The 23,257-nt window shown below is 61.8% G+C and carries 34 protein-coding genes; 1 reads left to right on the plus strand and 33 read right to left on the minus strand.

The features are described 5' to 3' along the window. Both N878_RS14250 and N878_RS14255 read right to left on the minus strand, forming a co-directional pair. A partial coding sequence (locus tag N878_RS14250) for a single-stranded DNA-binding protein (RefSeq protein WP_021444315.1) occupies nt 1-389 on the minus strand: 389 nt, incomplete at its 3' end. Nucleotides 390-398: 9 nt separating this feature from the next. Continuing rightward, entirely contained in the window at nt 399-1,793 is a 1,395-nt protein-coding gene (locus N878_RS14255; RefSeq protein ID WP_021444316.1) for an MFS transporter, read from the minus strand. Nucleotides 1,794-1,984: 191 nt separating this feature from the next. Here N878_RS14255 and uvrA point away from each other — a divergent pair, with 191 nt between their 5' ends. After that, on the plus strand, nt 1,985-4,819 hold the full coding sequence (gene uvrA, locus N878_RS14260; protein WP_021444317.1) for an excinuclease ABC subunit UvrA: 2,835 nt from the start codon (nt 1,985-1,987) through the stop codon (nt 4,817-4,819). 48 nt (nt 4,820-4,867) lie between these two features. Here uvrA and bfr read toward each other — a convergent pair whose 3' ends face one another. From bfr to rpsJ, 31 genes are all read right to left on the minus strand, one after another. After that, complete coding sequence (gene bfr, locus N878_RS14265; RefSeq protein WP_021444318.1) at nt 4,868-5,332, minus strand: bacterioferritin; 465 nt, start codon at nt 5,330-5,332, stop codon at nt 4,868-4,870. 154 nt (nt 5,333-5,486) lie between these two features. Beyond that, entirely contained in the window at nt 5,487-7,637 is a 2,151-nt protein-coding gene (katG, locus tag N878_RS14270; protein ID WP_021444319.1) for a catalase/peroxidase HPI, read from the minus strand. 180 nt (nt 7,638-7,817) lie between these two features. Then, nucleotides 7,818-9,197, minus strand: a complete 1,380-nt coding sequence (locus N878_RS14275; RefSeq protein WP_021444320.1) for a Na+/H+ antiporter NhaC family protein — start codon at nt 9,195-9,197, stop codon at nt 7,818-7,820. 200 nt (nt 9,198-9,397) lie between these two features. Then, nucleotides 9,398-9,784, minus strand: coding sequence for a 50S ribosomal protein L17 (gene rplQ / locus N878_RS14280; protein WP_003243945.1), 387 nt, complete (start codon nt 9,782-9,784; stop codon nt 9,398-9,400). 44 nt (nt 9,785-9,828) lie between these two features. After that, entirely contained in the window at nt 9,829-10,830 is a 1,002-nt protein-coding gene (rpoA, locus tag N878_RS14285) for a DNA-directed RNA polymerase subunit alpha (protein WP_021444321.1), read from the minus strand. Nucleotides 10,831-10,852: 22 nt separating this feature from the next. After that, on the minus strand, nt 10,853-11,473 hold the full coding sequence (rpsD, locus tag N878_RS14290) for a 30S ribosomal protein S4 (RefSeq protein WP_021444322.1): 621 nt from the start codon (nt 11,471-11,473) through the stop codon (nt 10,853-10,855). Nucleotides 11,474-11,490: 17 nt separating this feature from the next. After that, nucleotides 11,491-11,880: a 30S ribosomal protein S11 gene (rpsK, locus tag N878_RS14295; protein WP_003243933.1), complete on the minus strand. Its 390-nt coding sequence runs from the start codon at nt 11,878-11,880 to the stop codon at nt 11,491-11,493. 30 nt (nt 11,881-11,910) lie between these two features. Beyond that, nucleotides 11,911-12,267, minus strand: coding sequence for a 30S ribosomal protein S13 (rpsM, locus tag N878_RS14300; protein WP_021444323.1), 357 nt, complete (start codon nt 12,265-12,267; stop codon nt 11,911-11,913). A gap of 133 nt (nt 12,268-12,400) precedes the next feature. Continuing rightward, complete coding sequence (gene rpmJ, locus N878_RS26860; protein WP_002555468.1) at nt 12,401-12,517, minus strand: 50S ribosomal protein L36; 117 nt, start codon at nt 12,515-12,517, stop codon at nt 12,401-12,403. Between the two features lie 28 nt (nt 12,518-12,545). Further along, the gene (secY, locus tag N878_RS14305; RefSeq protein WP_031303184.1) at nt 12,546-13,874 is read right to left on the minus strand and encodes a preprotein translocase subunit SecY; all 1,329 of its coding nucleotides are present in this window, start codon (nt 13,872-13,874) and stop codon (nt 12,546-12,548) included. Continuing rightward, nucleotides 13,875-14,306 (minus strand): 50S ribosomal protein L15, encoded by a 432-nt coding sequence (gene rplO / locus N878_RS14310; protein WP_013717341.1) that lies wholly within the window; start codon nt 14,304-14,306, stop codon nt 13,875-13,877. It abuts the gene before it with no gap. 2 nt (nt 14,307-14,308) lie between these two features. Then, nucleotides 14,309-14,488: a 50S ribosomal protein L30 gene (gene rpmD, locus N878_RS14315; protein WP_003243922.1), complete on the minus strand. Its 180-nt coding sequence runs from the start codon at nt 14,486-14,488 to the stop codon at nt 14,309-14,311. Between the two features lie 2 nt (nt 14,489-14,490). Then, complete coding sequence (rpsE, locus tag N878_RS14320) at nt 14,491-14,991, minus strand: 30S ribosomal protein S5 (protein WP_003243920.1); 501 nt, start codon at nt 14,989-14,991, stop codon at nt 14,491-14,493. Nucleotides 14,992-14,994: 3 nt separating this feature from the next. Next, complete coding sequence (rplR, locus tag N878_RS14325; protein ID WP_003243919.1) at nt 14,995-15,345, minus strand: 50S ribosomal protein L18; 351 nt, start codon at nt 15,343-15,345, stop codon at nt 14,995-14,997. Nucleotides 15,346-15,356: 11 nt separating this feature from the next. Next, complete coding sequence (gene rplF / locus N878_RS14330; protein ID WP_021444325.1) at nt 15,357-15,890, minus strand: 50S ribosomal protein L6; 534 nt, start codon at nt 15,888-15,890, stop codon at nt 15,357-15,359. A gap of 12 nt (nt 15,891-15,902) precedes the next feature. Then, entirely contained in the window at nt 15,903-16,295 is a 393-nt protein-coding gene (gene rpsH, locus N878_RS14335) for a 30S ribosomal protein S8 (RefSeq protein ID WP_013789766.1), read from the minus strand. 185 nt (nt 16,296-16,480) lie between these two features. Beyond that, entirely contained in the window at nt 16,481-16,786 is a 306-nt protein-coding gene (gene rpsN / locus N878_RS14340) for a 30S ribosomal protein S14 (protein ID WP_003463288.1), read from the minus strand. 14 nt (nt 16,787-16,800) lie between these two features. Further along, nucleotides 16,801-17,340, minus strand: a complete 540-nt coding sequence (rplE, locus tag N878_RS14345) for a 50S ribosomal protein L5 (RefSeq protein ID WP_003243911.1) — start codon at nt 17,338-17,340, stop codon at nt 16,801-16,803. A 19-nt stretch (nt 17,341-17,359) separates the two neighbouring features. Beyond that, complete coding sequence (gene rplX / locus N878_RS14350; protein WP_003243909.1) at nt 17,360-17,674, minus strand: 50S ribosomal protein L24; 315 nt, start codon at nt 17,672-17,674, stop codon at nt 17,360-17,362. An 11-nt stretch (nt 17,675-17,685) separates the two neighbouring features. Then, a complete protein-coding gene (gene rplN / locus N878_RS14355; RefSeq protein ID WP_003243907.1) occupies nt 17,686-18,054 on the minus strand; it encodes a 50S ribosomal protein L14 in 369 nt (122 codons plus the stop codon). A 23-nt stretch (nt 18,055-18,077) separates the two neighbouring features. Then, nucleotides 18,078-18,344 carry a 30S ribosomal protein S17 gene (gene rpsQ / locus N878_RS14360; protein ID WP_031303185.1) on the minus strand — a complete coding sequence of 89 codons (267 nt, stop codon included), beginning with the start codon at nt 18,342-18,344 and terminating at the stop codon, nt 18,078-18,080. Between the two features lie 2 nt (nt 18,345-18,346). Beyond that, the gene (gene rpmC / locus N878_RS14365; protein ID WP_003463299.1) at nt 18,347-18,538 is read right to left on the minus strand and encodes a 50S ribosomal protein L29; all 192 of its coding nucleotides are present in this window, start codon (nt 18,536-18,538) and stop codon (nt 18,347-18,349) included. Beyond that, complete coding sequence (gene rplP / locus N878_RS14370; protein ID WP_003243901.1) at nt 18,538-18,951, minus strand: 50S ribosomal protein L16; 414 nt, start codon at nt 18,949-18,951, stop codon at nt 18,538-18,540. Before rplP ends, rpmC begins: the two co-directional genes overlap by 1 nt. Before the next feature lie 12 nt (nt 18,952-18,963). After that, on the minus strand, nt 18,964-19,650 hold the full coding sequence (gene rpsC, locus N878_RS14375) for a 30S ribosomal protein S3 (protein ID WP_021444327.1): 687 nt from the start codon (nt 19,648-19,650) through the stop codon (nt 18,964-18,966). A 13-nt stretch (nt 19,651-19,663) separates the two neighbouring features. Then, nucleotides 19,664-19,996, minus strand: a complete 333-nt coding sequence (gene rplV, locus N878_RS14380; protein WP_003103908.1) for a 50S ribosomal protein L22 — start codon at nt 19,994-19,996, stop codon at nt 19,664-19,666. Between the two features lie 11 nt (nt 19,997-20,007). After that, entirely contained in the window at nt 20,008-20,283 is a 276-nt protein-coding gene (gene rpsS / locus N878_RS14385; protein ID WP_031303186.1) for a 30S ribosomal protein S19, read from the minus strand. Between the two features lie 16 nt (nt 20,284-20,299). Then, nucleotides 20,300-21,124 (minus strand): 50S ribosomal protein L2, encoded by an 825-nt coding sequence (gene rplB, locus N878_RS14390; protein WP_021444330.1) that lies wholly within the window; start codon nt 21,122-21,124, stop codon nt 20,300-20,302. 14 nt (nt 21,125-21,138) lie between these two features. Then, nucleotides 21,139-21,438 carry a 50S ribosomal protein L23 gene (gene rplW, locus N878_RS14395; protein WP_021444331.1) on the minus strand — a complete coding sequence of 100 codons (300 nt, stop codon included), beginning with the start codon at nt 21,436-21,438 and terminating at the stop codon, nt 21,139-21,141. Further along, on the minus strand, nt 21,435-22,037 hold the full coding sequence (rplD, locus tag N878_RS14400; protein ID WP_021444332.1) for a 50S ribosomal protein L4: 603 nt from the start codon (nt 22,035-22,037) through the stop codon (nt 21,435-21,437). Before rplD ends, rplW begins: the two co-directional genes overlap by 4 nt. A 14-nt stretch (nt 22,038-22,051) precedes the next feature. Continuing rightward, nucleotides 22,052-22,681, minus strand: a complete 630-nt coding sequence (gene rplC / locus N878_RS14405) for a 50S ribosomal protein L3 (protein WP_021444333.1) — start codon at nt 22,679-22,681, stop codon at nt 22,052-22,054. An 83-nt stretch (nt 22,682-22,764) separates the two neighbouring features. Further along, nucleotides 22,765-23,076 carry a 30S ribosomal protein S10 gene (gene rpsJ, locus N878_RS14410; protein ID WP_003243886.1) on the minus strand — a complete coding sequence of 104 codons (312 nt, stop codon included), beginning with the start codon at nt 23,074-23,076 and terminating at the stop codon, nt 22,765-22,767. Nucleotides 23,077-23,257: the final 181 nt, after the last annotated feature.

Genomic DNA, 23,257 nt, shown 5'->3' on the forward strand with positions numbered 1-23,257 from the left:
GGGGCCGGGCGCGACTGGCGCGGCGCACCGCCTTCGTCACCGCTCGGGCGGCCGCCGAGCAGCTGCATGGTGCCCTGCATGTCGACGATGATCTCGGTGGTGTAGCGCTTGATGCCGTCCTTTTCCCACTCGCGGGTCTGCAGCTTGCCTTCGATGTACACCTGCGAACCCTTGCGCAGGTACTCGCCGGCGATCTCGGCGACCTTGCCGAACAGGGCGACGCGGTGCCACTCGGTCTTCTCGACCTTCTGCCCGGTCTGCTTGTCGGTCCACTGCTCGCTGGTGGCCAGGCTCAGGTTGGTGACCGCGTTGCCGCTGGGCAGGTAGCGCGTTTCCGGGTCCTGGCCGCAGGTGCCGACCAGAATGACTTTGTTAACCCCACGGGCCATAACGTTCTCCTAGGCTCGGCACGCCGCTGGCGCCGCTGCAATCAGGCGTTCCAGGGACGTGCGATCCACTTGTTGGGTGTCCACTTTGATATAGATGGCCGCTTCGTCGACCACCACCACGGCATCCGCCACTCCCGGCGTAGCCTTCAGGCGTTCGACCAGTCCGACATCGGCCAGTGCCGCGGCGTCGAGCGGCAGGCGCAGGCTGGTCACATACGGCGGTTCGCGCATAGTAACAGCAATGGCCAGCCAAATTGCACAGAGCGCCGCACAGCCGATGAACACGCCCTCCAGGCCATGCTGCTGGTACAGCCAGCCGCCGAGAATGCCGCCCAGCGCGGCGCCGAGGAACTGACTGGTGGAGTACACGCCCATCGCCGTGCCCTTGCCGCCGGCCGGCGCCACCTTGCTCACCAGCGACGGCAGCGAGGCCTCCAGCAGGTTGAACGCGGTGAAGAACAGCACGGTGCCCAGCACCAGCGCGCGCAGGCTGCTGCCGAACAGGGCGAAATACAGCTCGCAGAGCAGCAGCGCCGCCACCGCACCGAGCAGCACGCGCTTCATCTGGCGCTTCTTCTCGGCGTAGATGATGAACGGCACCATGCCGAAGAAGCCGATCAGCAGCGCGGTGAGGTAGACCCACCAGTGTTCTTCCTTGGCCAGTCCGCCCTGCTCCACCAGCGCCAGCGGCAGGGCGACGAAGCTGGCCATCAGCACCGCGTGCAGGGCCAGGATGGCGAAGTCCAGGCGCAGCAGGTCGGCGTGCTTGAGGGTCGGCCACAGCGCCTGCGTCGCCACCCCGGATTCGCGATGCTGCAGCGGCCCGGCGTTCCTCGGCACCAGGCCGGCGACGATCAGGATGCCCAGCAGCGCCATCGCCGCGGTGGCCCAGAACAGCCCGGCCAGGCCGAAGGCGCGGGTCAGCAGCGGGCCGAGCACCATGGCCACGGCGAACGACAGGCCGATGCTCATGCCGATCATGGCCATGGCCTTGGTCCGGTGCTGCTCGCGGGTCAGGTCCGAGAGCAGCGCCATCACCGCCGCCGAGATGGCCCCGGCGCCCTGCAGCACGCGGCCGGCGATCACGCCCCAGATGGAATCGGCATTGGCCGCCAGCATGCTGCCGGCGGCGAAGATCAGCAGCCCGGCATAGATCACCGGGCGGCGGCCGATGCGGTCGCTGAGCATGCCGAAGGGAATCTGCAGCAACGCCTGGGTCAGGCCGTAGGCGCCGATGGCCAGGCCGATCAGCGCCGGGGTACTGCCGGCCAGGTCCATGCCGTAGGTGGCCAGCACCGGCAGGACCATGAACATGCCCAGCATGCGGAACGCGAACACCAGCGCCAGGCCAACGGCCGCGCGGGCTTCGCCGCCACTCATGCGCTCGCTGTGCGGATCGTGCATGGAAAAAGTCCCGTGAAAATCAGCCGGCGATTCTAGCAGCGAAGGCGCAGGCGGCACAGGCACGCGAATTGCCGCAGGGCGCAGCCGGGATGCATGCGCAGGTCGTTCGGCAAGCGGCGATGCAGGTCGCGGCCAGACCGCAACAGGCCCTATACTCGCCGGTTTCTGCCCGCCACGCGAGGCCGCTGTAAGTGGACAAGATTCTGATCCGGGGTGCGCGCACCCACAACCTGAAGAACATCGACCTGACCCTGCCGCGCGACAAGCTGATCGTGATCACCGGCCTGTCCGGCTCGGGCAAGTCGTCACTGGCCTTCGACACCCTCTACGCCGAGGGCCAGCGCCGCTATGTGGAGTCCCTGTCGGCCTACGCCCGGCAGTTCCTGTCGATGATGGAGAAGCCCGACGTCGACACCATCGAGGGCCTCTCCCCGGCCATCTCCATCGAGCAGAAGTCCACCTCGCACAACCCGCGCTCGACCGTCGGCACCATCACCGAGATCTACGACTACCTGCGCCTGCTCTACGCCCGCGTCGGCATCCCGCGCTGCCCGGACCACGACGTGCCGCTGGAGGCGCAGACCGTCAGCCAGATGGTCGATCAGGTGCTGGCCTTGCCGGAAGGACGCAAGCTGATGCTGCTGGCGCCGGTGGTGCGCGAGCGCAAGGGCGAGCACCTGTCGGTGTTCGAGGAGCTGCGCGCGCAGGGCTTCGTCCGCGCCCGGGTCAACGGCAAGCTGCATGAGCTGGATGAGCTGCCCAAGCTGGACAAGCAGAAGAAGCATTCCATCGACGTGGTGGTGGACCGCTTCAAGGTGCGCGAGGACCTGCAGCAGCGCCTGGCCGAGTCCTTCGAGACCGCCCTCGGCCTGGCCGACGGCATCGCCCTGATCGCGCCGATGGACGACGAAGAAGGCGACGAGATCATCTTCTCCGCACGCTTCGCCTGCCCGCACTGCGGCCACTCGATCAGCGAGCTGGAACCCAAGCTGTTCTCCTTCAACAACCCGGCCGGCGCCTGCCCGACCTGCGACGGCCTGGGGGTGAAGCAGTTCTTCGACGCCAAGCGCCTGGTCAATGGCGAGCTGACCCTGGCCGAGGGCGCGATCCGCGGCTGGGACCGGCGCAACGTCTACTACTTCCAGATGCTTGGCTCGCTGGCTGCGCACTATGGCTTCAGCCTGGAGCAGCCGTTCGACGACCTGGCCGCCGAGCATCAGAAGGTCATCCTGTTCGGCAGCGGTACGCAGAACGTCGACTTCAAGTACCTCAACGACCGCGGCGACATCGTCAAACGCTCGCACCCCTTCGAGGGCATCATCCCCAACCTCGAGCGACGCTACCGCGAGACCGAGTCGGCCAGCGTGCGCGAGGAGCTGGCCAAGTTCCTCAGCACCCAGCCCTGCCCGGACTGCCGCGGCACCCGCCTGCGCCGCGAGGCGCGGCATGTCTGGGTCGGCGAGAAGACCCTGCCGGCGGTCAGCGGCCTGCCGGTGGGCGACGCCTGCGACTACTTCGGCAGCCTGCACCTGACCGGCCGGCGCGGCGAGATCGCCGAGAAGATCCTCAAGGAAATCCGCGAGCGCCTGCAGTTCCTGGTCAACGTCGGCCTCGATTACCTGACCCTGGACCGCAGCGCCGACACCCTGTCCGGCGGCGAGGCGCAGCGCATCCGCCTGGCCAGCCAGATCGGCGCCGGCCTGGTGGGGGTGATGTACATCCTCGACGAACCCTCGATCGGCCTGCACCAGCGCGACAACGAGCGCCTGCTGGGCACCCTCACCCACCTGCGCAACCTGGGCAACACGGTGATCGTCGTCGAGCACGACGAGGACGCCATCCGCCTGGCCGACTACGTGGTGGACATCGGCCCCGGCGCCGGCGTGCACGGCGGGCGCATCGTCGCCGAGGGCACCCCGGACGAGGTCATGGCGCATGCCGATTCGCTGACCGGCAAGTACCTGTCCGGCCGCGAGAGGATCCGCTATCCGGCCACGCGCACCCCGCGCGACAAGAAGAAGCAGCTCAAGCTCAAGGGCGCGCGCGGCAACAACCTGCGCAATGTCGACCTGGAGATCCCGGTCGGCCTGCTCACCTGCGTCACCGGGGTGTCCGGCTCGGGCAAGTCGACCCTGATCAACAACACCCTGTTCCCGCTCACCGCCACCGCGCTGAACGGCGCCACCACCCTGGAAGCCGCGGCCCACGACTCGTTCGACGGCCTGCAGCACCTGGACAAGGTGGTCGACATCGACCAGAGCCCGATCGGCCGCACACCGCGCTCCAACCCGGCGACCTACACCGGGCTGTTCACCCCGATCCGCGAACTGTTCGCCGGCGTGCCGGAATCGCGCTCGCGCGGCTACGGCCCGGGGCGCTTCAGCTTCAACGTCAAGGGCGGACGCTGCGAGGCCTGCCAGGGCGACGGCGTGATCAAGGTGGAGATGCACTTTCTGCCGGACATCTACGTGCCCTGCGACGTGTGCAAGGGCAAGCGCTACAACCGCGAAACCCTGGAAGTGAAGTACAAGGGCAAGAGCATCACCGAGGTGCTCGACATGACCATCGAGGAGGCGCGCGCCTTCTTCGACGCCGTGCCGGCCATCGCCCGCAAGCTGCAGACGCTGATGGACGTCGGCCTGTCCTATATCAAGCTGGGGCAGAGCGCGACGACGCTGTCCGGCGGCGAGGCGCAGCGGGTCAAGCTGAGTCGCGAGCTGAGCAAGCGCGATACCGGCAAGACCCTGTATATCCTCGACGAGCCGACCACCGGCCTGCACTTCGCCGATATCCAGCAGCTGCTCGACGTGCTGCACCGCCTGCGCGACCACGGCAACACCGTGGTGGTGATCGAGCACAACCTGGACGTGATCAAGACCGCCGACTGGCTGGTGGACCTCGGCCCCGAGGGCGGCTCCAAGGGCGGCATGATCATCGCCACCGGCACCCCGGAAGAGGTGGCGGCCAACCCGGCGTCGCACACCGGGCACTTCCTCAAGCCGCTGCTGGAACGCGAACGCGCCTGAAACCCAAGAGCCCCGCACATGCGGGGCTCTTGGGTTAATGGGCACAGCTTACATCTGGCTCTGCAGGTACTTCTCCAGGCCCAGCCTGTCGATCAGCTGCAGCTGGATCTCCAGCCAGTAGGCGTGGTCTTCCTCGGTGTCCTTGAGCTGGGTCAGGAGGATGTCGCGGCTCTGGTAGTCCTGGTGCTTCTCGCACAGCGCGATGCCCTTGCTCAGGGCCGCGCGCACCTCGTACTCCAGGGCCAGGTCCAGCTTCAGCGCCTCGGGCACGGTCTGCCCGTAGGTGAAGGCATTCGGCGCCATGTCCGGCACGCCTTCGAGGAAGATGATGCGCTTGAGCAGCGCATCGGCGTGCTGGGTCTCCTCCTCCATCTCGTGGTTGATGCGCTCGTAGAGCTTGGTGAAGCCCCAGTCCTCGTACAGGCGCGAGTGGATGAAGTACTGGTCGCGCGCAGCCAGCTCGCCCTTGAGCAGTTGCTTGAGGTAATCGATGACTTCGATATGGCCCTTCATGCCGTGGTCCTTGTTGCAGCCGTGAAATGGGCGAATGCTCCGCCGGCCGCCTGTCGCGGTCAAGCGAAACGCACGGCGCCTCCACGAGGGAGGCGCCGCCGGGTGGATCGGATGGTGCCGGTGAAGCGCCGGATGGCGCGCCACCGGCAACGGTTCAGGCCAGATCGAAACGATCCAGGTTCATCACCTTGGTCCAGGCGGCGACGAAGTCCTTGACCAGCTTCGCCTTGCCGTCGGCGCTGGCATAGACCTCGGCATAGGCGCGCAGCACCGAGTTGGAACCGAAGATCAGGTCGTTGCGGGTGCCGGTGTATTTCACCTGACCGCTCTTGCTGCACTTGCCCTCGAACACTTCCGCGCCGCCATCCACCGGCTTCCACTCGATGCCCATGTCCAGCAGGTTGACGAAGAAGTCGTTGGACAGCACGCCGACCTGGTCGGTGAACACGCCATGGGTACCGCCGTCGTGGTTGGCGCCGAGCACGCGCAGGCCGCCGACCAGCGCGGTCAGCTCCGGCGCGCTCAGGGTCAGCAGCTGCGCCTTGTCGATCAGCATGGCCTCGGTCGGCACGCCCAGCTTGCCCTGGCTGTAGTTGCGGAAACCGTCGGCGACGGGCTCGAGCACCGCGAAGGACTCGACGTCGGTCTGATCCTGGCGCGCATCGACCCGTCCGGGGGCGAAGGGCACGTCGACCGCCACCCCGGCCGCCTTGGCGCCCTGCTCCACGCCGACGTTACCGGCCAGCACTATGACATCGGCCAGCGAGGCCTTGCCCGAGGCTTTCTGGATTTCCACCAGCTTGGCCAGCGCCTTGATCGCACGCTGGTTGACCGGCCAATCCTTCTGCGGCGCCAGGGCCAGACGCGCACCGTTGGCACCGCCGCGCTTGTCGCCGCCGCGGAAGGTCGAGGCCGAGGCCCAGGCCACCGACACCAGGTCGCCCACCGACAGCCCGGAGGCGGCGATCTTCGCCTTGAGATCGGCGATGTCGGCGGCGCTGGGGTTGTGCGTGGCGGCCGGCAGCGGGTCCTGCCAGATCATGTCCTCTTTCGGCACTTCCGGGCCGAGGTAGCGGGCCTTCGGCCCCATGTCGCGGTGAGTCAGCTTGTACCAGGCGCGGGCGAAGGCCTCGGCGAAGGCTTGCGGGTCATTGAGGAAACGCTGGGAAATCTTGCCGAACTCCGGGTCGAAACGCAGGGTCAGGTCGGTGGTGAGCATGGTCGGCTTGTGGAATTTGCCCGGCACATGGGCGTCCGGAATGATGTCCGGGGCGTCCTTGGCCACCCACTGCTTGGCGCCGGCCGGCGACTTGGTCAGTTCCCACTCGTACTTGAACAGGTTCTCGAAGAAGTTGTTGCTCCACAGCGCCGGGGTCTTGGTCCAGGTGACCTCGATGCCGCTGGAGATGGTGTCCTTGCCGTGACCGCTGCCGAAATCGCTCATCCAGCCCAGGCCCTGCGCCTCGATCGGCGCCGCCTCCGGCTCCGGCCCCTTGTGCGATTCCGGCGCGGCGCCGTGGGCCTTGCCGAAGGTGTGGCCGCCGGCGATCAGGGCGACGATTTCCTCGTCGTCCATGGCCATGCGGTTGAAGGTGGCGCGAATGTCCTTGGCCGCCAGCATGTAGTCGCCGCTGGCATTCGGCCCTTCCGGGTTGACGTAGATCAGGCCCATGTGGGTGGCGCCGAACGGCGCCGCCAGCTCGCGATCATCCGTGACCCGCTCCGGGTCGACGCCCAGCCAGGCGATCTCGGCGCCCCAGTTGACGTCCAGATCCGGTTCCCACACGTCCTCGCGGCCGGCGCCGAAACCGAAGGTGCGAAAGCCCATGGACTCCAGCGCCACGTTACCGGCGAGCACCAGCAGGTCGGCCCAGGAGATCTGCTGGCCGTACTTCTGCTTGATCGGCCACAACAGGCGGCGGGTCTTGTCGATGTTGACGTTGTCCGGCCAGGAGTTCAGCGGGGCGAAGCGCTGCTGACCACGACCGCCGCCGCCGCGGCCGTCGGTGATGCGATAGGTGCCAGTGGCGTGCCAGGCCATGCGGATCATTTGCGGGCCGTAGTGGCCGAAGTCGGCCGGCCACCAGTCCTGGCTGTCGGTCATCAGCTTGACCAGGTCGGCCTTCAGCGCCTTGTAGTCGAGCTTCTTGAATTCTTCGGCGTAGTTGAACTTCGCGCCCAGCGGGTTGGACTTTTCCGAATGTTGATTGAGCAGATCCACACGCAACTGGTTCGGCCACCAATCCCGGTTGGTCGTGCCGCCGCCAGCGACGTGGTTGAACGGGCATTTACCTTGGTTCGACATGCTTCTCTCCTTTTTCTCATCGGGTCGGTCCCATCGACTGCGGCCGACGATGGAACAAGCCTAGACCCGCTTCGCCAGGCGAACCAATGCATGGAGCGTAACGACTCGATAGTTATTTTCTTTCAAGAGCCGCATAAAAAACGGGCCGCAGGGGCCCGTTCTTCCATACCTGCAGCAGGCTCAGGCCACGAGGATGAAGCCGACGAACGCCACGCCGGCCGCGATCAGGGTATAGGGCAGCTGGGTGACGGCATGGCTGATCAGGTCGCAGCCGGAACCCTGCGCCGCCAGCACCGTGGAATCGCTGTAGAAGCAGGCCTGGCTGCCGAAGGCCGAGGCCGACATCAGCGCGCCGATCACCAGCGGGATGTCCGCGCCCAGCGCATAGGCCAGCGGCATGACGATGGGGATGGTCACGGCGAAGATGCCCCAGGACGAGCCGGTGGCGAAGCTCAGCACCGCCATGCACAGGAACACCATGGCCGGCAGCATCTGCGGGGTCATGTAGGGCTTGAGGCTCTCGACCACGTACTGCGGCAGCATCAGCTGGTCGCAGACGTCCTTGAAGATGAAGGCGGCGACGCAGATGCCGATGGCCGGCAGCATGGTCTTGAAGCCGTCGACCATCTGATCGAGCATCTCTGTCAGCGGCATCAGGCGCTGCAGCAGGTAGAACGGCAGGGTCAGCAGCATGGTGGCGATCATGCCCATCCACACGTCGATGTCGAAGTAGACGGTGAAGCCCACCAGCATGGCCAGCGGCACCAGGAAGTTGTGCAGCTTGCCGCCCTCCTTGTCGGCGCCCTCGAACTCCTCCTCCAGCGACTTCATCGCGTAGTTGTGCTCGGCGCTCAGCTCGCCCACGTGCATGGCCCCGGCCGAACCGTGGCGCGCCAGCATCTCGACCCTGCGCATCGGGCCGATATCGGGGAACAGGCCGGCGGCCACCAGCAGCACCAGGAGCACCGCGGCCCAGGCGTAGAGCATGTAGGGAATGGCCTGGACGTACACGCCGATGCCCTGGCCGGTCTCGGCGATGCCGTTGTTCTCCAGCAGGCCGCCGAAGAACACCGCCCAGGTCGACAGCGGCACCAGCACGCAGATCGGCGCGGCGGTGGAGTCCACCACGTAGGCCAGCTTCTCGCGGGAAACCTTGAAGCGGTCGGTGACGCGCTTCATGGTCTCGCCCACGGTCAGGGCATTGAGGTAATCGTCGACGAAGATCACCACGCCGAGGACGAAGGTCATCAGCAGCGAGGAACGCCGGCCCTTGGCCAGCTTCAGTGCGGCACGACCGAACGCCAGGGCGCCGCCGGTGCGCACCAGCAGGGCGATCAGCGCGCCGAAGCTGCCGCACACCAGGATCAGCCAGCCAATGGTTTCGTCCTGCATCACCTTCAGCGAAATCTCGGCGAAGCTGCCCATGGCGTCTTGCGGCGACAGCAACAGCAGGCCGCTGCAGGCACCGATCAGCAAGGCGAGGATGGGACGACGCAGCCAGATGGCCAGGGTCAGGACGACGGCAGGAGGGATAAGACTCAGAGCGGTAGGTTCGGACATGATCGGCAGTTGTTCTTATTGGGGCCGGCGAACCGGCGAATCGAAGACCGCCGAACCTTACCCGAGCCCAATCTCGTACACAATATCAAACACGACGTGCGGAAAAATATTCACACCCCCAGGGCGCTGATTTCCGACTCGACGAATCACGGGCAACAAAAAACCGGGCGCAAGGCCCGGTTTCTCGTACAACCAGCAACTTACTCGGCAGCTTCTACCGAACCACCGACCGGACGGTCGACCAGTTCAACGTAGGCCATCGGAGCGTTGTCGCCAGCGCGGAAGCCGCACTTGAGGATGCGCAGGTAGCCGCCGTTACGGGTGGCGTAGCGCTTGCCCAGGTCGTTGAACAGCTTGCCGACGATGGCTTTCGAACGGGTACGGTCGAAGGCCAGACGACGGTTGGCAACGCTGTCTTCCTTGGCCAGGGTGATCAGCGGCTCGGCAACGCGACGCAGTTCCTTGGCTTTCGGCAGGGTAGTTTTGATCAGCTCGTGCTCGAACAGCGAGACCGCCATGTTCTGGAACATGGCCTTGCGGTGAGCGCTGGTGCGGCTGAGGTGACGGCCACTTTTACGATGACGCATGGTTCAATTCCTTACCAAACTTGTTCGTTCGGTGATGATGACGATCAGGCAGTGGCCTTATCGTCTTTCTTCAGACTTGCCGGCGGCCAGTTGTCGAGGCGCATACCGAGGGACAGACCGCGAGAGGCCAGAACATCCTTGATTTCGGTCAGGGATTTCTTGCCCAGGTTCGGGGTTTTGAGCAGCTCTACTTCGGTGCGCTGAATCAGGTCGCCGATGTAGTAGATGTTCTCTGCCTTCAGGCAGTTGGCCGAACGTACGGTCAGTTCCAGGTCGTCGACGGGACGCAGCAGGATCGGATCGATCTCGTCTTCCTGCTCGACCACCACCGGCTCGCTGTCACCCTTGAGGTCGACGAACGCGGCCAGCTGCTGCTGCAGGATGGTCGCGGCACGACGGATGGCCTCTTCGGGGTCCAGGGTACCGTTGGTTTCCAGGTCGATGACCAGTTTGTCCAGGTTGGTGCGCTGCTCGACACGGGCGTTTTCCACCACGTAAGCAACCCGACGCACAGGGCTGAACGAAGCATCCAGCTGCAAGCGACCGATGCTGCGGCTTTCGTCCTCGTCGCTCTGACGCGCGTCAGCCGGCTCATAGCCGCGACCACGAGCTACGGTGAGCTTCATGTTCAGCGCGCCATTGGCGGCCAGGTTAGCGATGACGTGGTCGCCATTGACGATTTCGACATCGTGATCCAGCTGAATATCGGCAGCGGTAACGACGCCCGGGCCCTTCTTAGCCAGAGTCAGGGTCACTTCGTCACGGCCGTGCAGCTTGATAGCCAGACCTTTCAGGTTGAGCAGGATCTCGATGACATCTTCCTGCACACCTTCGATCGCGGAGTACTCGTGGAGTACACCGTCGATCTCGGCCTCGACTACTGCACAGCCAGGCATGGAGGACAACAGGATGCGACGCAGCGCATTGCCCAGGGTATGGCCGAAACCACGCTCGAGAGGCTCGAGGGTGATCTTGGCGCGGGTCGAACTGACCTCCTGCACATCGATGTGGCGGGGGGTCAGGAACTCATTTACCGAAATCTGCATGGATGCACCTATTTTCTAGCCCTTACTTGGAGTAGAGCTCGACAATCAGGCTCTCGTTGATGTCAGCGGACAGATCGCCACGAGCCGGTACGTTCTTGAACACACCAGACTTCTTCTCGGCGTCTACTTCGACCCACTCAACGCGGCCACGCTGGGCGCAGAGCTCAAGAGCCTGAACGATGCGCAGCTGGTTCTTCGATTTCTCGCGAACAGCAACGACGTCGCCAGCTTTAACCTGATAGGACGGTACGTTTACGGTCTGACCGTTGACGCTGATTGCTTTGTGCGAAACCAGCTGACGGGATTCGGCACGGGTAGCGCCAAAGCCCATACGGTAAACCACGTTATCCAGACGGCATTCCAGCAGCTGCAGCAGGTTTTCGCCGGTGGCGCCCTTCTGGCTGGCAGCTTGCTTGTAGTAACCGCTGAACTGACGCTCCAGCACGCCGTAGATACGACGGACTTTCTGCTTCTCACGCAGCTGGGTGCCGTAGTCGGACTGGCGACCGCGACGCTGACCGTGAATACCGGGAGCTGCTTCGATGTTGCACTTAGATTCAAGCGCGCGAACACCGCTCTTCAGGAAGAGATCGGTGCCTTCACGGCGAGACAGTTTGCACTTGGGACCAATGTAACGAGCCATTTCTCACTGTCTCCTGTTTACACGCGACGCTTCTTCGGCGGACGGCACCCGTTGTGCGGGATAGGCGTCACGTCGGTGATGCTGGCGATTTTGTAGCCGCAGGCGTTCAGAGCACGCACAGCGGATTCGCGACCCGGACCCGGGCCCTTGACGTTCACGTCGAGGTTCTTCAGGCCGTACTCCAGTGCAGCCTGACCAGCGCGCTCGGCGGCGATCTGGGCAGCGAACGGAGTGGACTTACGCGAGCCGCGGAAACCCGAACCACCCGAGGTAGCCCAGGACAGGGCGTTGCCCTGACGGTCGGTGATGGTCACGATGGTGTTGTTGAAAGACGCGTGGATGTGGGCGATGCCATCGACCACCGTCTTTTTGACTTTCTTACGAGTACGAGCAGCAGGTTTTGCCATGACTAAATTCCTGTCGATTCGCGAATGCGATTACTTGCGGATCGGCTTACGCGGGCCCTTACGGGTGCGAGCGTTGGTCTTGGTACGCTGACCGCGAACCGGCAGGCCTTTACGGTGGCGCAGGCCACGGTAGCAACCCAGATCCATCAAGCGCTTGATCTTCATATTCACTTCACGACGCAGGTCGCCTTCGGTATTCACCTTGGCTACTTCGCCACGCAGCTGTTCGATCTGCTCGTCAGTCAGATCCTTGATTTTCGCAGCCGGGTTTACACCGGTAGCGGCACAGATTTGCTGTGCGGTGGTGCGACCGACACCATAGATGTAGGTCAGCGAGATAACAGTGTGCTTGTTATCCGGAATGTTAACGCCTGCAATACGGGCCATTCAGTGGAACTCCAATTGACAGCTACCTACGCCCCGGAAGCCAAGAAATAGGGCGCGAGATATTAACGCTGTAGAAACGATTAATCAACCCGGCAGCGCACTAGCTGCCGGGCTTATCACGCGTGGTTCACACTCAGCCTTGGCGCTGCTTGTGACGCGGCTCTGCGCTGCAGATCACCCGCACGACACCTTCGCGACGGATAATTTTGCAGTTACGGCACAGCTTTTTCACCGATGCACGAACTTTCATTACCAACTCCTCGAACCTTACGGGTGGATCAGCGGAGCATGCCGCTGCCATAGCCCTTCAGGTTGGCTTTCTTCATCAGGGAATCGTACTGGTGAGACACGAGGTGCGATTGCACTTGGGACATGAAGTCCATGACAACCACGACCACGATCAGCAACGAGGTCCCGCCAAGGTAGAACGGAACGTTGGCCGCCACCACCAGGAACTGGGGCAGCAGGCACACGGCCGTCATGTACAGAGCACCGAACATGGTCAAGCGGGTCAGAACGCCATCGATATAGCGCGCCGACTGCTCGCCCGGACGGATGCCCGGAATAAAGGCACCGGACTTCTTCAGGTTTTCCGCTACGTCTTTCGGGTTGAACATCAGCGCCGTGTAGAAGAAGCAGAAGAAAATGATCCCTGCACTAAACAGCAGAATGTTCAACGGCTGACCAGGAGCGATCGCCTGCGAAATGTCCTGCAGCCAGCCCAGACCCTCGGACTGACCGAACCAGGCACCCAGCGAGGCCGGGAACAGCAGAAGGCTGCTGGCGAAAATGGCCGGGATGACCCCCGCCATGTTCACCTTCAACGGCAGGTGGCTGGTCTGCGCGGCGAAGACCTTGCGGCCCTGCTGACGCTTGGCGTAGTGCACCGCAATGCGACGCTGACCACGCTCGATGAACACCACGAAACCGATGATCGCTACTGCCAGCAGGCCGATGGCAATCAGGGCAAAGATATTGATATCGCCCTGGCGCGCAGACTCGAAAGACTGCCCGATTGCCGACGGCAGACCGGCTACGATGCCTGCAAAAATCAGCATCGAGATACCGTTGCCGACACCGCGCTCGGTGATCTGCTCGCCCAACCACATCATGAACATCGCGCCCGCCACGAAGGTGGTGACCGCAACGAAGTGGAAGCCGAAATCGACCGAGAACGCCACGCCCTGACTGGCCAGACCAACGGACATGCCGATGGCCTGGACGAACGCCAGGACGAGAGTGCCGTAGCGGGTGTACTGGCTGATCTTGCGACGGCCAGCTTCACCTTCCTTCTTCAACTGCTCCAGCTGCGGGCTGACGGCGGTCATCAGCTGCATGATGATCGAGGCCGAGATGTACGGCATGATCCCCAGTGCAAAGATGCTCATCCGCTCCAGCGCGCCGCCGGAAAACATGTTGAACAAGCTAAGAATGGTCCCCTCATTCTGCCGGAACAGATCCGCCAGTCGGTCTGGGTTGATGCCAGGAACCGGGATGTGCGCACCTATCCGGTAGACGATGATCGCCATGAACAGGAAACGCAGACGAGCCCAGAGTTCGGACAACCCGCCACCTGCCAGCGCTGAGAGAGCACCTTGCTTAGCCATTTAGTCCTCGAACTTACCGCCAGCTGCTTCGATAGCCGCGCGCGCACCCTTGGTGGCGGCGATACCTTTCAGGGTGACCGCACGGGTGACCTCACCGGACAGCATGACTTTTACGCGCTGTACGTGTTGGCCGACCAGGTTGGCATCCTTCAGCGCCTGCAGAGTGACGACGCCTTCCACCTTGTTCAGCTCGGAGGTACGCACTTCGGCGCGATCCATAGCCTTCAGGGAGACGAAGCCGAACTTCGGCAGACGGCGGTGCAGCGGCTGCTGACCACCCTCGAAGCCCGGAGCGATGGAGCCACCGGAGCGGGAGGTTTGACCCTTGTGGCCGCGGCCACCGGTCTTGCCCAGACCGCTGCCGATACCACGGCCCGGACGGTGCTTCTCGCGACGGGCACCCGGCGCGGAACGCAGATCGTTCAGTTGCATGATTAACCCTCCACCTTCAGCAGGTAGTAAGCCTTGTTGATCATGCCGCGGTTTTCCGGAGTATCCAGAACCTCTACGGTGTGACCGATGCGACGCAGGCCGAGGCCCTTGACGCAAGCTTTGTGATTGGCCAGGCGGCCATTGGTGCTCTTGATCAGAGTCACTTTGACGGTATTAGCCATGGTTAGAGAATCTCCTCGACGCTCTTGCCACGCTTGGCTGCAACGGATTCCGGAGACTGCATGGTCTTCAGACCCTTGAAGGTGGCGTGAACCACGTTCACCGGGTTGGTCGAGCCGTAGCACTTGGCCAGAACGTTCTGCACACCCGCCACTTCCAGCACGGCACGCATGGCGCCGCCGGCGATGATGCCGGTACCTTCCGAAGCCGGCTGCATGTACACCTTGGAGGCGCCATGAGCGGACTTGATCGGGTACTGCAGAGTGGTGCCGTTCAGATCCACCTGGATCATGTTGCGACGCGCAGCTTCCATCGCCTTCTGGATGGCGGCCGGCACTTCGCGGGACTTGCCACGGCCGAAACCGACGCGACCCTTGCCATCACCCACCACGGTCAGCGCGGTGAAGGTGAAGATACGGCCACCCTTTACGGTCTTGGCAACGCGGTTAACCTGGACCAGCTTCTCGATATAGCCTTCGTCGCGCTTTTGGTCGTTATTTGCCATAACTTAGAACTCCAGCCCGCCTTCACGAGCAGCATCGGCCAGCGCCTTGACGCGACCGTGGTACTTGAAGCCAGAACGGTCGAATGCAACCTGAGTCACACCAGCGGCTTTCGCGCGCTCGGCAACCAGTTGACCTACTTTCTTGGCGGCGTCGACGTTGCCAGTGGCGCCATCACGCAGTGCTTTGTCCAAGGTCGAGGCACTGGCCAGAACCTTGCTGCCGTCGGCCGAAATGACCTGGGCGTAGATGTGTTGCGAAGAGCGGTACACGCACAGACGCACGGCTTCGAGCTCGTGCATTTTCAGGCGTGCTTTGCGAGCGCGACGCAGACGAGTAACTTTTTTGTCGGTCATATCTCAGCCCCTTACTTCTTCTTGGCTTCTTTACGACGGACGACTTCATCCGCGTAACGAACGCCTTTGCCCTTGTAAGGCTCAGGACGACGGAAGTCACGGATCTCCGCAGCCACCTGACCCACCAGTTGTTTGTCGATACCCTTGATCAGGATTTCGGTCTGGTTCGGGGTTTCGGCCACGACGCCTGCCGGCAGTTCGTAGTCGATCGGGTGGGAGAAGCCCAGCGCGAGGTTCAGCACCTGGCCTTTGGCTTGAGCTTTGTAGCCCACGCCGACCAGCTGCAGCTTGCGCTCGAAGCCTTGGCTGACGCCGATGACCATGTTGTTGACCAGAGCACGAGTGGTGCCGGCCATGGCGCGGTTCTGCTGATCGCCATTACGAGCAGCGAAACGCAGCTCGCTGCCTTCCTGGATCACTTCCACGGACGAGTGTACGTTCAGTTCGAGAGCGCCCTTGGCGCCCTTCACCGAGAGCTGCTGACCGGCGAGTTTGACCTCGACACCGGCAGGCAGCACTACGGGGTTCTTAGCAACGCGAGACATGCTTATCCCCCCTTAGAACACGGTGCAGAGCACTTCGCCGCCGACACCGGCAGCGCGCGCAGCGCGGTCCGTCATCACACCCTTGTTGGTGGAGACGATGGAGACACCGAGACCGCCGCGAACTTTCGGCAGATCGTCGACGGATTTGTACTGGCGAAGGCCGGGACGGCTCACGCGCTTGACTTCCTCGATGACCGGACGGCCTTCGAAGTACTTCAGCTCGATGGACAGCTGCGGCTTGGCTTCGCCGCTGATCTGATAACCCGCAATATAACCTTCGTCCTTCAGAACTTTGGCTACAGCCACCTTCAGCGTGGAAGACGGCATGCTTACGACGGACTTTTCAGCCATCTGGGCATTACGGATACGAGTTAGCATGTCCGCTAACGGGTCCTGCATACTCATGGGCTAGACGCTCCTGATACAAAAAGAACAGCCCGAAGGCTGTGGGATCATCCAAAAGCTCGGCATGCAAAATGCCAGGCTCAGGAGAGCCGGACATTCTAGAGACCGATCAAAAATGAATCAAGCCCCAAAAGGGGCTTGATTCGGATAAAACAAAGCCGGCGCGAGGCCGGCTCCGTTTCGACTTACCAGCTGGCTTTCACCAGACCCGGTACGTCGCCGCGCATGGCGGCTTCACGCAGCTTGTTACGCGACAGACCGAACTTGCGGTAAACGCCGTGCGGACGGCCGGTGATGCGGCAGCGGTTACGCAGGCGCGAGGCGCTGGCGTCACGCGGCTGCTTCTGCAGAGCGACCTGGGCTTCCCAACGCGCTTCCGGACTGGTGTTCGGATTGGCGATGGTGGCTTTCAGCTCGGCACGCTTCTTGGCGTACTTGGCAACCGTTTGCTGACGCTTCAGCTCGCGGTTCTTCATGCTTGTCTTGGCCATGTTCCAGACTCCGATCAGTTGCGGAACGGGAAGTTGAAAGCACGCAGCAGGGCGCGGCCTTCATCATCGTTACGGGCAGTGGTAGTCAGGGTGATGTCCAGACCACGCAGCGCATCGATTTTGTCGTAATCGATTTCCGGGAAGATGATCTGCTCTTTCACGCCCATGCTGTAGTTGCCGCGGCCGTCGAAGGACTTGGCATTCAGGCCGCGGAAGTCACGCACGCGCGGCAGGGAGATGGACAGCAGACGATCCAGGAACTCGTACATACGCTCGCGACGCAGAGTGACCTTGACGCCAATCGGCCAACCTTCACGAACCTTGAAACCGGCGATCGATTTGCGGGCATGAGTCACGACGACTTTCTGACCGGTGATCTTCTCGAGGTCGGCAACCGCGTTCTCGATGACTTTCTTGTCACCGATCGCTTCGCCCAGGCCCATGTTCAGGGTGATCTTGGTGATGCGCGGAACTTCCATCACGTTCGCCAGCTTCAGTTCTTCCTTCAGCTTGGGCGCGATTTCCTTCCGGTAAATCTCTTTCAGTCGTGCCATGGTGTTTTACCTATGATTCTCAAGCGCCAACCGGCTTCTGGGTGGACTTGAAGACACGAATTTTCTTGCCGTCTTCGATCTTGAAGCCAACGCGGTCAGCCTTGTTGGTCTCAGAGTTGAAGATGGCAACGTTGGAAGCGTGCAGCGGCGCTTCTTTCTCGACGATACCGCCTTGAACGCCCGACATCGGGTTCGGCTTGGTATGGCGCTTCACCAGGTTGATGCCGCCAACGACCAGACGGTCGTCAGCGAGAACCTTGAGCACCTTGCCACGCTTACCTTTGTCTTTGCCGGCGATCACGATGATCTCGTCGTCACGACGAATCTTTTGCATGTCGGATCTCCTTAAAGCACTTCAGGGGCGAGCGAGACGATCTTCATGAACTTCTCGGAACGCAGTTCACGGGTCACTGGCCCGAAGATACGGGTACCGATCGGCTCCTGCTTGTTGTTCAGCAGAACAGCAGCGTTGCCGTCGAAGCGGATGATCGAACCGTCGGCACGACGAACGCCGTGACGGGTACGAACGACCACTGCGGTCATGACCTGACCTTTCTTCACTTTGCCGCGCGGAATTGCTTCCTTGACGGTGACCTTGATGATGTCGCCGATGCCGGCGTAGCGACGATGAGAGCCGCCCAGCACCTTGATGCACATAACGCGACGTGCACCGCTGTTGTCAGCCACATCGAGCATGGATTGAGTCTGAATCATAAAATTTCTCCGACCCCTAGCCCTTAGACTTCGACTGCGCGTTCGAGGACTTCAACCAGGGCCCAAGACTTGGTCTTGGCCAGCGGACGGGTTTCACGGATGGAAACCTTGTCGCCGATGTGGCACTGGTTGTTCTCGTCGTGCGCGTGCAGCTTGGTCGAACGCTTGACGTATTTACCGTAGATCGGGTGCTTGACGCGACGCTCGATCAGAACGGTGATGGTTTTGTCCATCTTGTCGCTGACAACACGGCCGGTCAGCGTACGGACTGTTTTTTCGGCTTCAGCCATGATCACTTACCTGCCTGCTGGTTGAGCACAGTTTTCACACGAGCGATGTCGCGCTTAACTTGCGAGAGCAGGTGAGACTGCCCCAACTGGCCAGTTGCCTTCTGCATACGCAGATTGAACTGGTCGCGCAGCAGGCCGAGCAGTTGCTCGTTCAGCTGCTGTGCGGTTTTTTCACGAAGTTCGGTCGCTTTCATCACATCACCGTCCGCTTAACAAAGGTGGTGGCGAGCGGCAGCTTTGCAGCAGCCAGGGCGAAAGCCTCACGCGCCAGCTCTTCGGAAACGCCTTCGATCTCGTACAGGACCTTGCCTGGCTGGATCTGGGCTACCCAGTATTCGACGCCACCCTTACCTTTACCCATCCGCACTTCGAGAGGCTTCTTGGTAACCGGCTTGTCCGGGAACACGCGAATCCAGATCTTGCCGCCACGCTTGACGTGACGAGTCAGAGCACGACGAGCGGACTCGATCTGACGGGCGGTGAGACGACCGCGGGCGACAGACTTCAGCGCGAACTCGCCGAAGCTGACCTTGCTACCGCGCTGAGCCAGACCACGGTTGTGGCCGGTCATCTGCTTGCGGAACTTCGTACGCTTTGGTTGCAACATTTTGCGTACCCCTTACTTAGCAGCTTTTTTACGAGGAGCGGGTGCTTGCGGCTTCAGCTCTTCCTGGCGACCACCAATCACTTCGCCTTTGAAGATCCAAACCTTGACACCAATCACACCGTAGGTGGTGTGCGCTTCGTAGGTGGCGTAATCGATATCGGCACGCAGGGTGTGCAGCGGCACACGACCTTCGCGATACCACTCGGTACGGGCGATTTCAGCGCCGCCGAGACGACCACTCACCTGGATTTTGATGCCCTTGGCACCAATGCGCATGGCGTTCTGTACAGCGCGCTTCATGGCGCGACGGAACATAACGCGACGCTCCAGCTGCTGAGCTACGCTCTGCGCAACCAGCATACCGTCGAGCTCCGGCTTGCGGATCTCTTCGATGTTGATGTGCACCGGCACACCCATTTGCTTGGTCAGGTCCTGACGCAGCTTCTCAACATCTTCACCTTTCTTGCCGATCACGATGCCGGGACGAGCGGTGTGGATGGTGATGCGTGCGGTTTGTGCCGGACGAGCGATGTCGATACGGCTTACGGACGCGCTTTTTAGTTTGTCTTGCAGGTATGCACGAACCTTCAGGTCGGCGTTCAGGTAGTCGGCGTAATTGCGACCATCTGCATACCAGACCGAGGTGTGATCCTTGACGATTCCCAGGCGGATGCCAACGGGATGTACTTTCTGACCCATCTGATCGACTCCGTTACTTGTCCGCAACCTTGACAGTGATATGGCAAGACCGCTTGACGATGCGATCAGCACGGCCTTTGGCACGCGGCATGATGCGCTTAAGCGAACGCCCTTCGTTGACGAAAACGGTGCTGACCTTCAGGTCATCGACGTCTGCGCCTTCGTTGTGCTCGGCGTTGGCAACGGCCGACTCCAGCACTTTCTTCATGATCTCGGCGGCTTTCTTGCTGCTGAAAGCCAGGAGGTTGAGCGCTTCGCCCACCTTCTTCCCGCGGATCTGGTCGGCGACCAAGCGGGCTTTCTGGGCGGAGATGCGAGCGCCCGACAACTTAGCGGCTACTTCCATTTCCTTACCCCTTAACGCTTGGCTTTCTTGTCGGCCACGTGACCACGATAGGTACGGGTGCCGGCAAATTCGCCCAGTTTGTGGCCGACCATGTCTTCGTTCACGAGGACCGGGACATGTTGACGACCGTTATGCACAGCGATGGTCAGACCGACCATCTGCGGCAGGATCATGGAACGGCGCGACCAGGTTTTAACCGGCTTGCGATCGTTCTTTTCCACCGCCGCTTCGACCTTCTTCAGTAGGTGAAGATCGATAAAAGGACCTTTTTTCAGAGAACGTGGCACTGTCGTATCCCTCTATTTACTTGCGACGACGGACGATCATGTTGTCGGTGCGCTTGTTAGCACGGGTCTTCGCGCCCTTGGTCGGGAAGCCCCATGGCGACACCGGATGACGACCACCGGAGGTACGACCCTCACCACCACCGTGCGGGTGATCAACCGGGTTCATGGCAACACCACGAACGGTCGGACGAACACCGCGCCAGCGCTTGGCACCGGCCTTACCCAGCGAACGCAGGCTGTGCTCGGAGTTCGAGACTTCGCCCAGGGTCGCACGGCACTCGGCCAGGACTTTGCGCATTTCGCCGGAGCGCAGACGCAGAGTCACATAGGCACCTTCACGGGCGATCAGCTGCGCGGAAGCGCCAGCGGAACGCGCGATCTGTGCGCCTTTGCCCGGCTTCAGCTCGATACCGTGAACGGTCGAACCCACCGGAATGTTGCGCAGCTGCAGGCTGTTGCCCGGCTTGATCGGCGCCATGTTGCCGGCTACCAGCTGGTCGCCAGCGCTCACGCCCTTCGGCGCGATGATGTAGCGACGCTCACCGTCGGCATACTTCAGCAGAGCGATGTGAGCAGTACGGTTCGGATCGTATTCCACGCGCTCGACGGTGGCCGGAATGCCATCCTTGTCGTTGCGACGGAAGTCGACCAGACGGTAATGCTGCTTGTGACCACCACCAACGTGACGCGTGGTGATACGGCCGTTGTTGTTACGACCGCCGGACTTCGACTTCTTCTCGAGCAGCGGAGCGTACGGAGCGCCTTTGTGCAGCTCCTGGTTGACCACCTTGACCACAAAACGGCGGCCAGCGGAAGTCGGTTTGCACTTAACGATTGCCATGATGCACCCCTTCCTTACTCAGCACTGCTGGTGAAATCGAGATCTTGGCCCGGCTGAAGGGAGATAACTGCCTTCTTCCAGTCGTTACGCTTGCCCAGACCGCGAGCGGTGCGCTTGCTCTTGCCCAGAACGTTCTGGGTAGTGACGCGCTCAACCTTCACGCTGAACAGGCTTTCGACGGCCTTCTTGATTTCCAGCTTGGTCGCATCGGTAGCGACCTTGAAAACGAACTGACCTTGCTTGTCAGCCAGAACCGTGGCCTTCTCGGAGATGTGCGGGCCAAGCAGCACTTTGAATACGCGTTCCTGGTTCATCCCAGCAGCTCCTCGAATTTCTTCACGGCCGAAACGGTGACCAGCACCTTTTCGTACGCAATCAGGCTGACCGGATCGGAACCCTGAACGTCGCGAACGTCGACGTGCGGCAGGTTGCGGGCAGCCAGGTACAGATTCTGATCAACAGCATCGGACACGATCAGAACATCGTTCAGACCCATGCCGTTCAGCTTGGCCAACAGGGTCTTGGTCTTCGGCGCATCAACGGCGAAGTCTTCGACCACGACCAGACGGTCGGTACGCACCAGCTCAGCAAGGATGGAGCGCAGAGCTGCGCGGTACATCTTCTTGTTCAGCTTTTGCTCATGGTTGCGGGTGGACGCTGCGAAGGTCACACCACCGCCACGCCAGATCGGACCACGGGTGGTACCGGCACGGGCACGACCGGTGCCCTTCTGACGCCACGGGCGCTTACCGCCACCGGAAACGTCGGAACGGGACTTCTGGCCTTTGGTGCCCTGACGGCCGCCAGCCATGTAGGCCACGACTGCTTGGTGAACCAGGGTCTCGTTGAACTCGCCACCGAAGGTCGCATCGGACACTTCGATCGCCTGAGCGCCATTTACATTCAATTGCATCTCAGATTCTCCCCTTACGCCTTGACAGCCGGACGAACGATAACGTCGCCGCCAGTAGCGCCCGGAACGGCACCCTTGACCAGCAGCAGGTTACGCTCGGTGTCTACGCGAATGACTTCCAGGGACTGCACGGTCACGCGCTCAGCGCCCATATGACCGGACATCTTTTTGCCCTTGAATACACGACCCGGGGTCTGGCACTGGCCGATGGAACCCGGCACACGGTGAGAAACGGAGTTACCGTGAGTGTTGTCCTGGCCGCGGAAGTTCCAACGCTTGATGGTACCGGCGAAGCCTTTACCTTTGGACTGACCGGTGACATCCACCAGTTGACCAGCTTGGAAAATTTCAGCGTTGATCAGATCGCCGGCCTGGTAGTCGCCTTCTTCAAGACGGAATTCCAGAACGGTACGACCTGCCGCGACGTTCGCCTTGGCGAAGTGACCGGCCTGAGCCTTGCTGACGCGCGAGGCGCGACGCTCGCCGACAGTGACCTGCACTGCACGGTAGCCATCGGACTCCTCGTTTTTGAACTGGGTGACGCGATTCGGCTCGATCTCGATGACCGTGACCGGAATGGAGACACCTTCTTCGGTGAAAATGCGGGTCATGCCGCACTTACGACCGACTACACCAATAGTCATGTTGTAAACCTCATGAGTGTACGGGGCTTTCACCCGCTATGGCCGCCCATTTCAGAGCGTTACACGACTAAAACCGCCAGGTTTTAGCCGAGGCTGATCTGCACTTCCACGCCTGCCGCAAGGTCGAGCTTCATCAGCGCGTCGACGGTTTTGTCCGTCGGCTGAACGATGTCCAGCACACGCTTATGAGTGCGGATTTCGTACTGATCGCGCGCGTCTTTGTTGACGTGCGGAGAAATCAGAACGGTGTACCGCTCCTTACGAGTAGGCAGAGGAATCGGACCACGCACCTGAGCACCAGTACGTTTCGCGGTTTCCACGATTTCCTGGGTAGATTGATCGATCAGGCGATGGTCAAAAGCCTTCAACCGAATACGGATTTGTTGGTTTTGCATTTTGACCTCAGATTCCAAGCTGCTAATCCCTGCGGACGGACTACGCCCGCCGAAAGGAGGCGCAATTGTACGGATGGCCCCAGGGGGTGTCAACTTTTAACCAGTTCAAAAGAAAAGGGCCCCGAAGGGCCCTTTTCTCTTTAACGGATCAACCGATTACTCGACGATCTTGGCAACCACA

Source organism: Pseudomonas sp. EGD-AK9 (assembly GCF_000465935.2).
Taxonomy (GTDB): domain Bacteria; phylum Pseudomonadota; class Gammaproteobacteria; order Pseudomonadales; family Pseudomonadaceae; genus Aquipseudomonas.

Excerpts from the sequence above, each read along its gene's own strand:
- N878_RS14255 (WP_021444316.1), bottom strand. The coding sequence starts at position 1,793 with ATGCACGATCCGCACAGCGAGCGCATGAGTGGCGGCGAAGCCCGCGCG.
- bfr (WP_021444318.1), bottom strand. The coding sequence starts at position 5,332 with ATGAAGGGCCATATCGAAGTCATCGATTACCTCAAGCAACTGCTCAAG.
- katG (WP_021444319.1), bottom strand. The coding sequence starts at position 7,637 with ATGTCGAACCAAGGTAAATGCCCGTTCAACCACGTCGCTGGCGGCGGC.
- N878_RS14275 (WP_021444320.1), bottom strand. The coding sequence starts at position 9,197 with ATGTCCGAACCTACCGCTCTGAGTCTTATCCCTCCTGCCGTCGTCCTG.
- rplQ (WP_003243945.1), bottom strand. The coding sequence starts at position 9,784 with ATGCGTCATCGTAAAAGTGGCCGTCACCTCAGCCGCACCAGCGCTCAC.
- rpoA (WP_021444321.1), bottom strand. The coding sequence starts at position 10,830 with ATGCAGATTTCGGTAAATGAGTTCCTGACCCCCCGCCACATCGATGTG.
- rpsD (WP_021444322.1), bottom strand. The coding sequence starts at position 11,473 with ATGGCTCGTTACATTGGTCCCAAGTGCAAACTGTCTCGCCGTGAAGGC.
- rpsK (WP_003243933.1), bottom strand. The coding sequence starts at position 11,880 with ATGGCAAAACCTGCTGCTCGTACTCGTAAGAAAGTCAAAAAGACGGTG.
- rpsM (WP_021444323.1), bottom strand. The coding sequence starts at position 12,267 with ATGGCCCGTATTGCAGGCGTTAACATTCCGGATAACAAGCACACTGTT.
- rpmJ (WP_002555468.1), bottom strand. The coding sequence starts at position 12,517 with ATGAAAGTTCGTGCATCGGTGAAAAAGCTGTGCCGTAACTGCAAAATT.
- secY (WP_031303184.1), bottom strand. The coding sequence starts at position 13,874 with ATGGCTAAGCAAGGTGCTCTCTCAGCGCTGGCAGGTGGCGGGTTGTCC.
- rplO (WP_013717341.1), bottom strand. The coding sequence starts at position 14,306 with ATGCAACTGAACGATCTGCGTTCCGCGCCGGGTGCCCGTCGCGAGAAG.
- rpmD (WP_003243922.1), bottom strand. The coding sequence starts at position 14,488 with ATGGCTAATACCGTCAAAGTGACTCTGATCAAGAGCACCAATGGCCGC.
- rpsE (WP_003243920.1), bottom strand. The coding sequence starts at position 14,991 with ATGGCAAATAACGACCAAAAGCGCGACGAAGGCTATATCGAGAAGCTG.
- rplR (WP_003243919.1), bottom strand. The coding sequence starts at position 15,345 with ATGACCGACAAAAAAGTTACTCGTCTGCGTCGCGCTCGCAAAGCACGC.
- rplF (WP_021444325.1), bottom strand. The coding sequence starts at position 15,890 with ATGTCTCGCGTTGCTAAGAACCCCGTAGTGCTGCCTGCCGGTGTCGAG.
- rpsH (WP_013789766.1), bottom strand. The coding sequence starts at position 16,295 with ATGAGTATGCAGGACCCGTTAGCGGACATGCTAACTCGTATCCGTAAT.
- rpsN (WP_003463288.1), bottom strand. The coding sequence starts at position 16,786 with ATGGCCAAGACAAGCATGAAGAACCGCGAGCTGAAGCGTCAGCAAACG.
- rplE (WP_003243911.1), bottom strand. The coding sequence starts at position 17,340 with ATGGCACGACTGAAAGAGATTTACCGGAAGGAAATCGCGCCCAAGCTG.
- rplX (WP_003243909.1), bottom strand. The coding sequence starts at position 17,674 with ATGCAAAAGATTCGTCGTGACGACGAGATCATCGTGATCGCCGGCAAA.
- rplN (WP_003243907.1), bottom strand. The coding sequence starts at position 18,054 with ATGATTCAGACTCAATCCATGCTCGATGTGGCTGACAACAGCGGTGCA.
- rpsQ (WP_031303185.1), bottom strand. The coding sequence starts at position 18,344 with ATGGCTGAAGCCGAAAAAACAGTCCGTACGCTGACCGGCCGTGTTGTC.
- rpmC (WP_003463299.1), bottom strand. The coding sequence starts at position 18,538 with ATGAAAGCGACCGAACTTCGTGAAAAAACCGCACAGCAGCTGAACGAG.
- rplP (WP_003243901.1), bottom strand. The coding sequence starts at position 18,951 with ATGTTGCAACCAAAGCGTACGAAGTTCCGCAAGCAGATGACCGGCCAC.
- rpsC (WP_021444327.1), bottom strand. The coding sequence starts at position 19,650 with ATGGGTCAGAAAGTACATCCCGTTGGCATCCGCCTGGGAATCGTCAAG.
- rplV (WP_003103908.1), bottom strand. The coding sequence starts at position 19,996 with ATGGAAGTAGCCGCTAAGTTGTCGGGCGCTCGCATCTCCGCCCAGAAA.
- rplB (WP_021444330.1), bottom strand. The coding sequence starts at position 21,124 with ATGGCAATCGTTAAGTGCAAACCGACTTCCGCTGGCCGCCGTTTTGTG.
- rplW (WP_021444331.1), bottom strand. The coding sequence starts at position 21,438 with ATGAACCAGGAACGCGTATTCAAAGTGCTGCTTGGCCCGCACATCTCC.
- rplD (WP_021444332.1), bottom strand. The coding sequence starts at position 22,037 with ATGCAATTGAATGTAAATGGCGCTCAGGCGATCGAAGTGTCCGATGCG.
- rplC (WP_021444333.1), bottom strand. The coding sequence starts at position 22,681 with ATGACTATTGGTGTAGTCGGTCGTAAGTGCGGCATGACCCGCATTTTC.
- rpsJ (WP_003243886.1), bottom strand. The coding sequence starts at position 23,076 with ATGCAAAACCAACAAATCCGTATTCGGTTGAAGGCTTTTGACCATCGC.